We start from the raw sequence: 13,440 nt of genomic DNA, 5'->3' as shown, positions 1-13,440 counted from the left end.
TGGTTAATGTCGATTTCGCCACTGATGATGATCAGGCGTCAGGCTCATGATGTCCAGACAATTTCTCGGACCAGCCAGAAGGGCAGGCAATGACAGACCAGATATCTGAAAACACAGATGTAATTCCAGAATGGCAGATCGCCGGCGAGTGGTTCGACGTGTGCTCGTGCAATTCGCCGTGTCCTTGCACCTTCGCCCAGCCTCCAACCAATAATCATTGCGAGGTGCTTTGGGCTTACAGGATCAATGAGGGGCACTACGGCGCGACGCCGATGGCGGGCCTTAAGGTTGTCCTGATTGCCGGATTTACCGGGAATCTCTGGGACGGCGCGATGCTGAACCCCGGCGTGTTCTTCGACGCCGCGGCCGACGAGGACCAGCGGCAGGCGCTGGTGGCGATCTTCACCGGCCAGGCCGGGGGGTGGATGAAGCAGTTCGTGCCGACACATGTGAGCGGAATCAAGGGCGTCGAGTTTGCCAACATTTCAGTCGAGGTCGACAGTGCGCTCGAACGGTGGAGCGTGGCGGTCGAAGACAAGGTCGAGGCGAGCGGCAGGGCCATGAGCGGCCCGACCTCCGATCCGACGAAACGTCTCCAGAGCTACAACCCGCCGGGGAGCGAGGTCGGTCCGACCGACGCCCCGGTGACCTAGGGCAAGAGCGTGGCGGGCCGCTGGAAAGCGTTCGGCTTTGATCAAAACATCCCGGCCGGTCAGGCCAGCAAGCATATCCCGTTCAACTGGCATGGACCGGACGCGCCATGAGAGCCGTACTGTCCGCTTCGCGATCTGCAGCGTCCGCTCTGGGACGGGGACAGCCGGCCCTCGGCTGGACGATGGCTGTCCTGGCACTCAGCCTTTCGGCCTGGCTCTGCGCGCTAGTGCTCATGGGCGGCATGGACGAAGGGCCGGGAACGCCGCTGCACAATCTGCCGGTCTTTCTCGCAGGCTGGGTGGTGATGCTGACCGCAATGATGCTACCGTCCGAACTCAACTACATTGCAGCGTTCGCTGCGGTGCTCAGGTCGCGCGACAGGGCATCCGCCGCGCGTCCGAGCGTCATGACCAGCTTTGTCGCCGGCTACGGCATAGCCTGGGTCGCCTACGGCCTTGGGGCCTATCTTCTGGACCTGGCCATTCGGGCAGTCAGCCCGGAGATGATCGCGTGGAATCGCGCAGGACCGTCGCTGGCCGGCTCGGTGCTGATCATTGCGGGCCTTTTTCAGGTCTCGTCCCTGAAGCAGGTTTGCCTGACGGGATGCCGCACGCCTCTCTCGTTTTTCGCGCGCTACTGGCGGGAAGGCAATTTGGGTGCTGTCACGATGGGCTTCCGGCACGGACTGGTTTGTGTCGGTTGTTGCTGGGCGCTCATGGCAGTGATGTTCGCTGTCGGCGCAATGAGCCTGACCTGGATGGCGTTGCTGACGCTGTTCATGTTCGCCGAAAAAGTCCTGCCGAAGGGCCAGAAGCTGGCAACTCCGATTGCTTCCTTCTTGTGCGTCATGGGGATCTGGATCGCCGTGTCCCCCGGGACGGCGCCTCTTCTCAAGGATCCCATGATGTTCGCCAGCATCTGTCGTGGGCTATGACGAAGTGGCGAAAAATTGCAGAAATCTGTTGAGCGAAGAAGGCCGCGGTGTAGACAAGACGCCGGGAGCAGTAGGCAGGAACTGACGCGAAATTGTCATTTCAGCCAATGCCGTTAATGCGACGATTGGGGCCTCAGCAGCCCTATCAATACGATCGGATGCCACCACGCTCGATCGCTGGGCGCGGGACAGATGCTGGCGCGCTTCGGCTGGTCGGTAGTGAACGCAACGATTTTGCCGTTTCTTGCGCTTGCCGCGGTAGCGACCTTGACGTTTGCACGGTCGCAAAGGCGCGCGTCGGCTGCGTTGTGCGTGCGATCGAATTGCAGCAAACGCGGAGCATGGAGATTATCGATACACAAGAGGGTACGACTGCCTTCACCACACACTGAGAAGCAGGTAACTGGAGCAAATATATGCCGAACTTCAATGATTTCCAATTCAGGAAGCAGCCTTGGTACGACGCATCCACTATCCGCGACCTGATACCCACGTTCATCCCGATGAAGACGATCGTGGTCTACTGCTTCGATCCTCGGGCAAGCGAAATTCCGAAGAATGTTGCCGAGCATTTTGGGGAGATTTACCCCGGCGAGAACATCATCGACGAACATGGCAGCCGGGTCGGACATACGGCGACCTTGTTTACCGTATCTAACGCGGGTGGCCGGGCTGTCGCCGCGCTGCAATCGGTTTCGACAATGGAGTTTCTCTTCCGGATGCAGAATGTCGTCGTGGTACACCACTCTTTCTGCGGCGCGACGGCCTTCACCGCGGATGGCATTATCGACGCGTTCCATCACGATCATGGCGCGGATATCTCGAAGTCGTACGATCACGATAGCCTCTGCATCGAGGATTACGAGAAATCGCTCAAATACGACGTTGAGCTACTTCGCGCTAGCCCAGGTGTGCCGAAACATTTCAATCTCTATGGCTTGTTCTACAACATTGATACCGGCGAGTTGACTGAAGTAGTGCGAGACATTCCAGCCCGGGAAGCCAGCATAAACAAGCGGGCGTGACGGTCCGGCAAAGCGCTGCCTGCCGGGCCCATCTATCTTCTCAGGGGTCTGATTCTGGTCACTCAGCGGTCGTCCCGATGGCCGCGAGGCCGGCATTGACGGTGGCATATTTCGCGCCGTGCCCCTAAAACCGTCATCCACTTTCAGCCAAACGAGGCCAAATTGGAGTGAGAGGTACTCGGGCGACTGCGGAAAGCTACTGGCGGGGCTGCATCCGGCTCGTTCTGAGGGCTGGTGACATGTTCGGACGTTGATTCAGAAAGGAAAGATCGATCGAGCTACTGAAGGTGCCAGGCGTTGAATCATCGTGTGAGGCCTCTTTGAGATCGACCGAGCGGCCGACGCCCTTCAGCGTTCTACTCTGGAGCGCGCCGCTGCCTTTGAGCGGATGCAAGCCGTATCAAAGATACCGACCGAATCAAAAAATCCATCAAACCTCAAGAGTACGCCATGGAGCCACCTAAAACTGACGTAGTCGGAGCAGCAGATATCGAATCCGATGAGTATCTTGCCAACGTAGTCTGGGCGTCTTTGTCGGAAGCGCCGCAGGAGTGTGTCGAACGTTTTAAAGGCGGCGCGAGATACCGGCGAGAATTTGCGCCCTTTGGCGCTGCGCGTGAATATAGTGCAGAGAGCGTCGCCCAAATCGCAGCCATGTTGCCGCCCGGTCAGAGCCTTATCCTCTTTACTGCGATGAAACCAGAGATACCTTCTGGCTACGCTGTGACGCTCGACGCCAACGGCCACCAGATGATTGCAGAAAAAAAATTTCGGCAGTCTTCCGACGCCCGAGTTGTCCGCCTTGGACCCGACGACGTTTCGGATATGTTGCAGCTGGTCGAGATTACTCGACCGGGTCCTTTCAATTCGCGCACGAATGAGTTGGGCAACTTCTTCGGTATTCGCGAGAAAGGGCGACTTGTGGCCATGGCGGGAGAGCGCATGGCCGCGGGCAGGCACGTGGAGGTCAGCGCCGTATGTACGCATCCGGATTGGCGTGGTAAGGGGTTGGGACGACTGCTGGTGGAGCATGTATCGGCGTCGATCCAGCAACACGACCGCATCCCGTTCTTGCACGTCTTCACGACGAATACTCCTGCTATTCGCCTGTACAGAGAGCTTGGCTTCCGGATTGCGCGAACTCTCCACGTGACAGCGATCGTACACTCGCCGGCTGGCGAAAGCTGAACGACGAATTGCTAGAGCATGACCAGATAGCCAAGCGTCGGTGGGTCGGGTGTAGCGGCCCAGATAGTCGAGTACGTGTCGGGTGTCGCATAAGGGAGGCTTCGCATAGGCTATCCACTCGGCTTATGCGGCCGACGTGAGAAAGGCGGCGAACGCCTGCACGTTGGCGACCGGTTGATCCTCCTGGAAGAAGCTCGCCTTCGATGTCGATGCCCGCTGCTTCTGCCTGTGTGCTGACCGACATTAACCCCGTGAGCGTTTGCATAGCGGAGTTGTCGCGGCAGCACTCGCGTGCTCGCGGGAACGATTACCTGCGGGGTAGCTATCAGACCGGGCCATACAGCAGGCTACGAGCGCCGATTCCGCAGTATGCTCTGCGCAGAACTAAGCACCTTCATGCTCAACCGGCCAATGCTAGCCGACCTGAGATAGCTCGCTGCTTGTCGCGAACCGCCGCGCGTAATCTTTTGGGCTTACCCCGAAGCGGCGTGCAAATGCCTTCCTTAGGACGTCGACGCTGTGATACCCGCTCCGACGACAGATCTCTTCCATCGATCGCTCCCCGAGTTCAAGCGAACGACAGACCGATTCGAGCCGGACGCGTTCGACGTATCTCGAGGGAGTGGTCTGCAATTCTCGATGGAAGATGCGCATCAGCGTCCTGACGCTGGTTGACAGGCGGGTTGCCAGTATCTCGACCGTAAGGTCCATATGCAGATGCTCACCGATCCAGAGGCACAATTCGTCCAGACTTGAATTATGCGTACGCTGTGACTGAAGTGCGACGCTAAACTGCGCCTGTCCTCCGGGACGGCGTAAAAACAGGACCAGATTTTTGGCAATCTCCAAAGCGAAGTCATTTCCCAGGTCTTCGCTCACAAGGGAAAGCGCGAGGTCTATTCCCGACGATATGCCCGCCGACGTGTACACATTGCCGTCTTTCACCCAGATCGGATCCGGATCAACCTGTACCTTGGGATAGTGCTCCGCCAGGCGCCGTGCCATGCCCCAATGAGTCGTCGCCCTGCGTCCATCCAGAACGCCTGCAGCAGCCAGGGCAAACGCTCCGACACATATCGAGCACACGCGCCGTACTGTCTGCGAACGCATTCGGATCCACTCTATGGCTGTCTGATCAAGTTGGTCGAATGTTCTGGAGCCCGCAGTCACGAGCAGCGTGTCGATCGGTTTGTTCGCACTACGCTCCTGTTCGAGAGTGCGATGCCCCATGAGCCCAATACCTGTTTCGCTCTCCAGATGCACATCGGCAGCCGCGCAGACCAGTTCGAGTGCATAGGGGGCAGTTTTGCCGCCGTGCAACTGATTCGCCCACGCGAATACTTCCGCTGGGCCGATCACGTCCAGCGCGTCCACCGGAGGCAAGCCCAATATCACAACCCGCTTGGCCGTTGCACCTGCAGGCGGGTCGAGCGGCTTCGTCCGTTTGCTCATAGAGGCGCATTCGCATGTTCATGCATAGGCAGCAATTGTGGCACGAATCGCCCAGAAACTGTCATTTCTGCCGTCCTCCAACTCTCTAGACTGGACCTGCTATGCAACTTCACATGTCCGGAGGACATGCCATGCGTGAACCTGTGATTGTCGGAGGAGTTAGTGCTCCGGACTCGGACATCGCCGCCAAAGCCGCTTCGCTCGTCGAAAGGGTCCATTCCACACCGATGATGCATCACGTGCATCGGACATGGTGGTTCGCCGAATTCCTCGGCAGGAGGCGAGGTCTGAAATACGATCGCGAAGCGGTGTACCTCGCGTCCCTGCTTCACGATCTGGGCCTTACGGATGAATTTGCCGCAGACCAACGCTTTGAAGTGGACGGCGCCGATGCGGCCAGCCGCCTTTTGCTGGCCCATGGCTACCCGGAATCGAAAACGGAACTCGTATGGGACGCAATCGCGCTTCACTCTGCTGGCGGCCTCGCCGACCGCAAGCAGCCAGAAATCGCTCTCGTCTATATGGGCGCCCATCTCGACGTCTTTGGACTCTTTCTGGACGAAGTCACGCCCTCACTCATCGATGACACGCTCGCGCTCTACCCCCGTCTCGGATTTAAAGCGGTGTTTACCGAAGCGTTGGCTGAAGTTGCGAGAAAGAAACCCCATACGACTGTGGGCACTGGCATCGCCGATATCGGGCGTCGCCACGTACATGGTTTCGACGTTCCGAACGTGTGCGACCTGATCAATGATGCTCCGTTTGAAAGCTGACATCACGCGTCGCTAGCGCGCACTCTGCCTGGAACACGACAGATGTGGCGCGCGAAGCGCGTTTCTGCGCTCCTCTCTTTCGCGCTCGGCCACGGTGTCAGTTGATGTTGGAAGGGCGCGCTTATGAACTAAGGCGCTGGCCCTGAACGTTGTGGGAGATCCGCTCGTGGCAGCAGTCCGTCTTCACGGAGCGCAAACAGGCAACAGCCGAAGAGCGGCCATTGCCCTGGCGCAGGCGGATTTCATCCTCGCCCAGTCAAACGCGATCATGCTGTATGCAGCGAGTCGATCTCGCAAAAGGCTAATACCTGATTCGGGCCCGGCAGCAGGCCTGTTTTTCGAGCGCCTGTTCTATTTCGTCACTGAAGTTATCGCACCCAACCGCAGCGCTTTTTCCCTGACACGGGAAGGTGACGAACACAGCGCCGGATTTTTAGCCGGCCGCTCGCTCGAGGCTCTCGTTCAGGCCGAACGATTCCTCAGTGACGCCCCATACATGGCGGGCGACGGCTTCACACTCGTCGACATCGGGGCCTACACGAGCGCCTTTGCAGTGCGGTATGAAATCGACTGGCCTGGATTGCCGTTGCTCAATGCCTGGTTCACGAGGATCCACGCGCTGCCCGGCGTCGTTCGTGGCAGGGGAGCGTCCTAGCGCGGCTCTCATTCAAGAACGGCAAGGTCTTACGATTCCACCCGAAAATTGCCTGCCGAGCCGTCAGCGTCAAAAAGAACTTGCAACTAGGAGCATATGCTTCTATATTGACTGCAAGGAGCATATGCTCTTAATTTCAAAGGATCAAGATCATGAACGAAACGACCATTCTTGTAAGCGGAGCAACCGGCCGTACCGGCGGTGCGGCCATCGACGAACTGCTCCGGATGGGCAGGCGTGTACGCGCTTACGTGCGCTCGGACGACGAGCGGGCAGCGGCGCTGAGGGCGCGTGGCGTTGAAATCGCCGTCGGCGATTTCTCCAACATCGATGACATCCGTGCGGCTATGGAGGGTGTCAGTTCCGCCTACTTCCTTCACCCGATCGCACCTGGGATTCTTGGCGCTGCAGCCTATTTCGCGCAGGCAGCGAAGGAAGCTGGCGTCACTGCGATCGTTAACATGTCGCAGATTTCGGCGCGGCGAGAGTCGACCAGCCATGCGGCACAGGACCACTGGATTTCGGAGCAGGTCTTCGACTGGTCGGGTGTGCCTACGACGCATCTGCGGCCCACCTTCTTTGCGGATTGGCTCGTCTACCCGCATTTCGCGAAGGAAATCTGGGCCAGAAAGAAGATTGATTTTCCCTTTGCGAACGGCCGCCATGCCCCGATCAGCACCGACGACCAGGGACGGGTTATTGCCCACATTCTGGCGAATCCCGCAGGCCATGGCGGCAAGACTTACACTCTCCACGGCCCCGTGGAGATGAACCATACGGAAATCGCTGCAGCGATGAGCGAGGTGCTCGGCGTGGCGATCGAATACGTTCCGACATCGATAGAAGATTTCAAGCGACAGATGGAGCAGGTGTACAAGTTCCCTCCGTTCCTTGTGCAGCACCTTGTCGAAGTCGCGCAGCACTATCGGGAAGGGGTGTTTCAGGGTACTAACGATGCCGTCGAGAAGATCACCGGCACGCCGGCGCTTTCCGTCCCAGCTTTCATTGAGAAGTATCGCAGCGCTTTCGCCTGACGAACGCGCAAAGAGCGTGGGCAATTTAACTAACGTTGAGGAGGAAACGAGATGCCGCCGGAAAACCAACCCATCGGGGTCGATCAATGCAACTGCTTTGCGGTGAGGAAGGCGGCACGTCAGATCTCGCGTCTTTACGACGCCTGTCTCCAGCCATCCGGCCTTCGCATCACGCAATTTCTTATCCTGGCGACCTTGAATGAACAGCGGAGCGCCTCGGTCAATGCCCTGGCCGAACGCCTCGACATCGAACGGACCGCGATGGGAAAGATGATCGGTTTTCTGGAGCGCGATGGTTTTGTGACGATGCGGCCGTCTCCCACGGACGGTCGCATTCGAATCGTCGAACTCACCCCGGAGGGAGCGGGTCTTTTTGAACGGGCGGCGCCGCTCTGGCGCGAGGCGCAGCATCAGTTCAGCGTCTTGAACGGGCCGAAAAATGTGGCCGTGCTGCGTCGCAGTCTTGCGCAGATGAAGGTCGACAATGGGACGGCATCTTCGCTTGAATGATCGCTTTTCTGGCTGTTTCGTCGACTGTGCGGTTCGAATCGACAGTACCTTGCGTTGCGATCTCAAACGTAGCCCTGCGGCAGGTCAGCTTTGCAAGCGGCAGACTGACGGCGGGAACGACTTAACCATACAGAGGACAATCTAATGTCGAAGACATGGTTCATCACAGGTGCAAGTAGCGGTTTTGGACGCGAGCTTGCAGAGCTCCTTCTCCAGCGCGGCGACCGCGTCGCGGCGACGGTTCGCAAACCCAATGCTCTCGAGGACCTTGCCGCGCAATATGGCGAACGTCTTTGGGTCGCGATCCTTGATGTCACGGACAGCTCAGCGGTGCGTAGGGTCATCGACCGCGCGTTTTCGGAGCTGGCGCGTATCGACGTCGTCGTAAGCAACGCGGGCTATGCCTTGTTCGGCGCCGCCGAAGAAGTCGGAGACGCGCAGATCGAGCGGCAGCTCGATACGAATCTGCTTGGTTCGATTCAGGTTGCGCGTGCGGCGATCCCCAACCTGCGGCGGCAAGGTGGCGGGTCGAATCATCCAGATTTCGTCGTCAGTCGGCCAGGCGGCGTACCCGACCATGGGCGTCTACGCCGCCACCAAGTGGGGCATTGAGGGCTTTTTCGAAGGTACGAGGCCGGAGATCGCCCCGTTTGGCATCGAAGTGACGCTGGTCGAACCTGGCGCATCGCGCACCAGTTTCGCCTCATCGAGCGCGGACATGGCGCAGGCATTGGACGTGTATGACAAGACGCCTGCAGGAGAATTTCGCCGCATGACGGCGACAGCCGGCCTCGCCATGTTTCCGGGCGATCCACGCAAGGTTGCTTCGGCGATCATCGCATCGGCGGACCAGCAGCCAGCGCCGAAGCGGCTGACGTTGGGGAGTGACGCGTACGCACTCGTTCATAAAGCCCTGACTGAGCGTCTCACCATGCTCGAGGCCCAAAAGGAACTGGCGCATTCGACCGATGTAGACGGTTTGCGGCATGGGTAGCCGCTGGGCTCAGGCACTGCATACCAGCCGGCTGATATGCAGTGCGGAGCGGCCGGTTCGGAAGCTGAGGTCATCGTAGATGGACTTGGCGCAGCCATCGAAGTCGCCGATGTTCTGTGCACCGTCGATAGCTGCGATCCGCTCATGAAGCGCGTTCACAGGCATGACGACGAAAGTGTTCTGCTCAAGTCGTGCCGCTGACGGAATATGCGGACCGGGTGACGTGCAGTAAGCGGTCGACGAAGGACACCCTTCCATCGAGCGGCTGATTCACAGATTGACATCAGCACCCGGTGTAAAGACAAATCAAGATGGCTAACTCGTCAACTTCTTAACGATGGAACTCCGCCCTCGCTTCCAGTGACCTGAAGAGCGGCGTTCTTAAAGACCGCATACGACGTGCAATGCAAATCTACACAGTCGAAGCGATGCACGCTGAGGTCTGTCCGCTGCCGTTGCGGGAAACCGTCCAGCCAAAGCCGCCGTCAGTGTTGAGAGCGCATCAATCGCCGAAACAGCCGTCAGTGATCGGCCATTTTGAGACATTCGACAACACCCCATCAATCGTCGACAATCACCGCGCGAGATTCCGATACCGATAGATGCAATCGAAAGGATGCCGAAATAGATGGGCAGAAGTGTAGACGAGCTAGTCACCGACTTGGCCGAACAAGACATACATCTACCTAAAGGGTACGTTCGAGTTGGTGGATTTGGGGATTCGGAAGCACTTTCGGAGTCGCTGATCGCACTCATTCGTGCTGGCGTAAAACGTGGTACCTGCAGTCTGGCTTGGTCGTGGGAGTTCGACGGTGAGTCAATTCCTGAGGCTGGAGACATTGAAATAGTGCTTGACTGGCATGGTCGACCGGCGCTCGTTCTACGAGTCACTGAAGTACATATCGTGCCTTTCGATTGCGTCGGTGCTGAATTCGCGGCTAGCGAAGGAGAAGGCGATCTTTCACTAACGCATTGGCGGACGGAGCACTGGCGCTTCTTCACAGATGAGTGCAGCCGAATTGGTCGGGTGGCTGGCAGTTCGATGCCTCTCATATGCGAGAGCTTCGAGGTCCTTTACACGGTTACGCCCATTCAGCGACGCGAATGACTGCTCACTGGGATACTGAACGTCCCTTCCGGGTCGGAAGTACGCGCTGGCGACTGTCCGCTCGTAGGCCGCGAGATTCCACTGGCCGCTTTCCGGCGATGAAACTGAAGGGCGGGATGATACTGCCCGAGCCGATGCGGACCTTCGCGATTGTCGATAGCGGCCATTGGAATCTGCCATTCCACGTCGCACTTGGGAAAGTGGATCCGGTCGCTGCGACGGCGGGCAAATGCCAGGAATTGCAGAACGCTGGCCTGTCTGTCGATATTCACATAGTTCACATAAATCTAACGTTGTTCATTGGATCTGGACATTTGTCGCGACCTTTAACGGCCCCATCGATAGCACCGGTGAGAGCACTCAGTTGCGAGCGTCAGGAGGCGGCCGCGAGCGTAGAGGGCAGCCGTCCACCAAAGAGACAGGCCGACTCGGTTGCGCTGGAAGAGGAAAACGCCCGCAGCCAAGGCTTAGGGGCGTTTTATGTCATCTACCGTTTTGCCCGGTCAAAGGCAATACATCGAAGCGGCGACAAGAAGGTTGTTGACCTTCAGCAGGAAGTTTTAACTGTTCTCCGGCGTTCACACCGGAGCGTTATCGAGCTCCGGAATGCCACTTTGGCGGTCGGCGTAGGCGGCCTTGAAGCTCGGGCGTTGTTGCCAACGCTTCCAGTAGGCATCAAGAAATTCGAAACGCTCGTCGAGCGGAGTGGCGTTCACCGGGAACTTCGAAAACGCTATTGCGGTTGCCAGCGTGATGTCTGCGAAGGTCGGTTCCTGGCCGCCGAGCAACCATGCGCGGCCGTCTGACAGATGCTTGTTGACCAGCGCGGCGTGGGCCAATGCTTCCTTGCGGCAATGCTCGCCCCATGCCTCATTCTTCGTTAGTTCGAGCTTGAAGCCGAGCCCAGTGTGCAACACATGGAAGGCGGTGACAATTCGGTACAGGATGTGTACCCAAATGCGGTTGTCCCACATGTTGTCCAAGCCTTGCTCTAGCGGAGTCTCGCCCATGATCTTTCGACCCGGATAGCTCTGGTCGAGGTATCGAACGACGGCGGCTGTTTCTGAAATAAAGCCACCATCAGCAAGCTGAAGCGTCGGCGTTTCGCCCCACGGATTCATTTTCAGGTGACGCCAGCCACGCTGTTCGCCGACCGGCGTCATGTCGTAGATGGTCTCGTCAAACTGCGCGGCAATGCCCTTTTCGTACATGAACAGCCGCAGGCGTTGCGGGTTGGGGAAGGCCGAAGGCGAAGTGAAGAGTTGAAGTTTCGAAGACATGGTGCGGCTCCTAAAGATTCGAAAAGAGTCTTTGCTGCCGCAGTTATCTACCTGCCACATGGTAGTCTCGCAGCGATCAAAAAAACCAACTGACGTTGGTGTGGCCCTTCAACCAAGTAAATCTACCTGTCACTTGGTAGGTTGCAATTTATCGGATAGAATTCGACCTGTCAACACTATTTTACTGAGGGGTCTTGTTGTGAAAAGTGACGGTGGCTCGAATTCAAGAGAGCAAATCCTCGCCGCCGCGACCAGGGTCGCCGGTGCACACGGCTACGGCGGCCTGAATTTTCGTGACATCGCGGCAGAAGTCGGCATCAAAGCTGCCAGCGTCTATCATCACTTTCCCTCGAAGGCCGACCTGGGCGCCGAGGTGGCGAAACGCTATTGGGAGCAGTTCTCCGCGATGCTTGCCGCCAGATTGGCCGCGTCGGGCGACCCGATCGTATGTTTGCGCGAATACCCTGATACCTTCCGGTCGGCGCTTCAGAATGACAATCGCATGTGCTTGTGCAGTTTCATGGCTGCCGAGTACGACGACCTGCCAGACACAGTGAAGAAGGAAGTTCAGACGTTCGCCGATGTCAACATCAGTTGGCTGGCGAAAGTGCTCATCGCAGCCGGCGGGGTGGCAAAAGAAGAGAGTGAAGAACGGGCTCGCGCCATCTATGCGGCTATTGCTGGCGCTCAGCTCATGGCGAGAAGCCGTTCTGACATCACGATTTATGATTCGGTAGTCCGGAACTACCGTCAGGCCGGCCTTCTCCCGAGTTAGGGAAGCCGGCGCCGTCCAGACAGGCGCAAGCTTTCAGAGCGCACCACCGGAGGAGCACGCGCGAGTAGCGAACGGCGCCAATGCGCCGGCATCCGTTACTTCGATGCCGAATGCAAGTAGGTCGTTCAGACAGATATTGCATTGCTAACAATCTATGCGGCTCCGTCGGACGTCTCAAAATGGCCGATTTGGTGAGGTCGCCATCGGCCGCTTACTGGCATTCCGGCCCGCAAACTTGAGATTGGCTGACTGACCGGTCTGGAGCAAGTTGTCTGGCCGGAGTGGGTCGTCAAGACTCGTTCATACTTCCGGACCGACATTCATCTGCAACGCATCGCCAATGACAGCAGAACGGCATGTAGCAGCTGCACGGCGCCTGACCAGCGAGCGCTGGCAAAGGCCGAACGACAGGCGACAAGGCGCCCCGTGGATGAGCCGGGCATTCGGTTACGCCCGCAAACGGCTTCTGTCTGTCGACGCCATGCCCGGCTTTCCGCGACGCGGCTACCGAAAATACGGTGCAGGCAGGGCGCCGTCCAGCGCCAAAGCAATGTTTGCGGGAAACTTCAGGCGAAGCTGAGCGTGGACGACTCGCTCTATCATACTGTGCAGCACGATAACCGCGTCAACGCTGCAACGCCCCGAAAACAGCAGTGTGGTGTGAACAGGCCGACTAGCATTGCGTCTGGTCGGGTAGGGCTACAGTGTTCTCAGGTCACGGATCCTGCCGATCCGGGATGATCGTTTCAGGATCAGATCTGCGATGAATTCGGGGAGCAGGGCACGCGGAATATTCCCGGGAATGTCGTCGACTACCTGAGAGGCGACGCGCGCAATAAAGTCGTCGGGGGCGCTTGCCAGACTGTGCTCGCAACTGACTCGGTACTCCATGATCAGCCGTGCTCCGACGCATATTTTCCGTGCGATTGATTCTGTCAGCAGTTGGCGTGACGATTGGCCATCAAGCCGCCGGCTGCGCGTGTGTCAAACGCAATCTCAAGTTGATACAGCTTCGGACGCAAACGCAATTTGAATTTGATACACCTGCGTATACGGTT

Annotated in this window: 15 protein-coding genes; 12 read left to right on the top strand and 3 right to left on the bottom strand. The window is 58.1% G+C overall.

Going from position 1 to position 13,440, the window contains the following annotated elements; all coding sequences use genetic code 11:
• Positions 1–89 precede the first annotated feature (89 nt).
• The 4 genes from AB6809_RS33455 to AB6809_RS33440 all read left to right on the top strand — a co-directional run bounded on the left by AB6809_RS33455 (position 90) and on the right by AB6809_RS33440 (position 3,801).
• Positions 90–653, top strand: coding sequence for a DUF1326 domain-containing protein (locus AB6809_RS33455; protein ID WP_371028186.1), 564 nt, complete (start codon positions 90–92; stop codon positions 651–653).
• A gap of 182 nt (positions 654–835) precedes the next feature.
• The gene (locus tag AB6809_RS33450; protein WP_371028185.1) at positions 836–1,588 is read left to right on the top strand and encodes a DUF2182 domain-containing protein; all 753 of its coding nucleotides are present in this window, start codon (positions 836–838) and stop codon (positions 1,586–1,588) included.
• 416 nt (positions 1,589–2,004) lie between these two features.
• A complete protein-coding gene (locus AB6809_RS33445) occupies positions 2,005–2,613 on the top strand; it encodes a carbonic anhydrase (RefSeq protein WP_371028184.1) in 609 nt (202 codons plus the stop codon).
• A gap of 450 nt (positions 2,614–3,063) precedes the next feature.
• Positions 3,064–3,801 carry a GNAT family N-acetyltransferase gene (locus AB6809_RS33440; RefSeq protein WP_371028183.1) on the top strand — a complete coding sequence of 246 codons (738 nt, stop codon included), beginning with the start codon at positions 3,064–3,066 and terminating at the stop codon, positions 3,799–3,801.
• A gap of 414 nt (positions 3,802–4,215) precedes the next feature.
• Here AB6809_RS33440 and AB6809_RS33435 read toward each other — a convergent pair whose 3' ends face one another.
• Positions 4,216–5,253, bottom strand: a complete 1,038-nt coding sequence (locus AB6809_RS33435) for a GlxA family transcriptional regulator (protein ID WP_371028182.1) — start codon at positions 5,251–5,253, stop codon at positions 4,216–4,218.
• 131 nt (positions 5,254–5,384) lie between these two features.
• On the opposite strand from AB6809_RS33435, the gene AB6809_RS33430 reads away from it, so the two are divergent.
• From AB6809_RS33430 to AB6809_RS33400, 7 genes are all read left to right on the top strand, one after another.
• The gene (locus tag AB6809_RS33430) at positions 5,385–6,026 is read left to right on the top strand and encodes an HD domain-containing protein (RefSeq protein WP_371028181.1); all 642 of its coding nucleotides are present in this window, start codon (positions 5,385–5,387) and stop codon (positions 6,024–6,026) included.
• Between the two features lie 166 nt (positions 6,027–6,192).
• Positions 6,193–6,681: a glutathione S-transferase family protein gene (locus AB6809_RS33425; RefSeq protein ID WP_132384635.1), complete on the top strand. Its 489-nt coding sequence runs from the start codon at positions 6,193–6,195 to the stop codon at positions 6,679–6,681.
• 152 nt (positions 6,682–6,833) lie between these two features.
• Positions 6,834–7,715, top strand: a complete 882-nt coding sequence (locus AB6809_RS33420; RefSeq protein WP_107708010.1) for an NmrA family NAD(P)-binding protein — start codon at positions 6,834–6,836, stop codon at positions 7,713–7,715.
• 51 nt (positions 7,716–7,766) lie between these two features.
• Complete coding sequence (locus AB6809_RS33415) at positions 7,767–8,225, top strand: MarR family winged helix-turn-helix transcriptional regulator (protein ID WP_006047415.1); 459 nt, start codon at positions 7,767–7,769, stop codon at positions 8,223–8,225.
• Positions 8,226–8,369: 144 nt separating this feature from the next.
• Positions 8,370–8,837 carry an SDR family NAD(P)-dependent oxidoreductase gene (locus AB6809_RS33410; protein WP_371028180.1) on the top strand — a complete coding sequence of 156 codons (468 nt, stop codon included), beginning with the start codon at positions 8,370–8,372 and terminating at the stop codon, positions 8,835–8,837.
• Complete coding sequence (locus AB6809_RS33405; RefSeq protein WP_371028179.1) at positions 8,803–9,219, top strand: SDR family NAD(P)-dependent oxidoreductase; 417 nt, start codon at positions 8,803–8,805, stop codon at positions 9,217–9,219. Before AB6809_RS33410 ends, AB6809_RS33405 begins: the two co-directional genes overlap by 35 nt.
• A 628-nt stretch (positions 9,220–9,847) precedes the next feature.
• On the top strand, positions 9,848–10,327 hold the full coding sequence (locus tag AB6809_RS33400; RefSeq protein WP_371028178.1) for an ASCH domain-containing protein: 480 nt from the start codon (positions 9,848–9,850) through the stop codon (positions 10,325–10,327).
• 578 nt (positions 10,328–10,905) lie between these two features.
• Here AB6809_RS33400 and AB6809_RS33395 read toward each other — a convergent pair.
• On the bottom strand, positions 10,906–11,607 hold the full coding sequence (locus AB6809_RS33395; RefSeq protein WP_371028177.1) for a glutathione S-transferase family protein: 702 nt from the start codon (positions 11,605–11,607) through the stop codon (positions 10,906–10,908).
• Positions 11,608–11,806: 199 nt separating this feature from the next.
• On the opposite strand from AB6809_RS33395, the gene AB6809_RS33390 reads away from it, so the two are divergent.
• Positions 11,807–12,382, top strand: a complete 576-nt coding sequence (locus AB6809_RS33390) for a TetR/AcrR family transcriptional regulator (RefSeq protein WP_371028176.1) — start codon at positions 11,807–11,809, stop codon at positions 12,380–12,382.
• A 699-nt stretch (positions 12,383–13,081) separates the two neighbouring features.
• Here the strand turns inward: AB6809_RS33390 and AB6809_RS33385 are convergent.
• The gene (locus tag AB6809_RS33385) at positions 13,082–13,273 is read right to left on the bottom strand and encodes a hypothetical protein (protein ID WP_371028175.1); all 192 of its coding nucleotides are present in this window, start codon (positions 13,271–13,273) and stop codon (positions 13,082–13,084) included.
• Between the last annotated feature and the right edge of the window lie 167 nt (positions 13,274–13,440).

Source organism: Paraburkholderia sp. RCC_158 (assembly GCF_041355255.1).
GTDB lineage: Bacteria > Pseudomonadota > Gammaproteobacteria > Burkholderiales > Burkholderiaceae > Paraburkholderia > Paraburkholderia graminis.
The sequence above is the reverse complement of the archived record's forward strand: the minus strand, read 5'-3'. Positions and strand labels throughout refer to the sequence as shown.

Bases quoted from the DNA above. Each gene is read 5' to 3' on its own strand.
- AB6809_RS33440 (WP_371028183.1), top strand. From the start codon at position 3,064: ATGGAGCCACCTAAAACTGACGTAGTCGGAGCAGCAGATATCGAATCC.
- AB6809_RS33395 (WP_371028177.1), bottom strand. From the start codon at position 11,607: ATGTCTTCGAAACTTCAACTCTTCACTTCGCCTTCGGCCTTCCCCAAC.
- AB6809_RS33410 (WP_371028180.1), top strand. From the start codon at position 8,370: ATGTCGAAGACATGGTTCATCACAGGTGCAAGTAGCGGTTTTGGACGC.
- AB6809_RS33435 (WP_371028182.1), bottom strand. From the start codon at position 5,253: ATGAGCAAACGGACGAAGCCGCTCGACCCGCCTGCAGGTGCAACGGCC.
- AB6809_RS33420 (WP_107708010.1), top strand. From the start codon at position 6,834: ATGAACGAAACGACCATTCTTGTAAGCGGAGCAACCGGCCGTACCGGC.
- AB6809_RS33445 (WP_371028184.1), top strand. From the start codon at position 2,005: ATGCCGAACTTCAATGATTTCCAATTCAGGAAGCAGCCTTGGTACGAC.
- AB6809_RS33450 (WP_371028185.1), top strand. From the start codon at position 836: ATGGCTGTCCTGGCACTCAGCCTTTCGGCCTGGCTCTGCGCGCTAGTG.
- AB6809_RS33385 (WP_371028175.1), bottom strand. From the start codon at position 13,273: ATGGAGTACCGAGTCAGTTGCGAGCACAGTCTGGCAAGCGCCCCCGAC.
- AB6809_RS33400 (WP_371028178.1), top strand. From the start codon at position 9,848: ATGGGCAGAAGTGTAGACGAGCTAGTCACCGACTTGGCCGAACAAGAC.
- AB6809_RS33405 (WP_371028179.1), top strand. From the start codon at position 8,803: ATGGGCGTCTACGCCGCCACCAAGTGGGGCATTGAGGGCTTTTTCGAA.
- AB6809_RS33415 (WP_006047415.1), top strand. From the start codon at position 7,767: ATGCCGCCGGAAAACCAACCCATCGGGGTCGATCAATGCAACTGCTTT.
- AB6809_RS33455 (WP_371028186.1), top strand. From the start codon at position 90: ATGACAGACCAGATATCTGAAAACACAGATGTAATTCCAGAATGGCAG.
- AB6809_RS33430 (WP_371028181.1), top strand. From the start codon at position 5,385: ATGCGTGAACCTGTGATTGTCGGAGGAGTTAGTGCTCCGGACTCGGAC.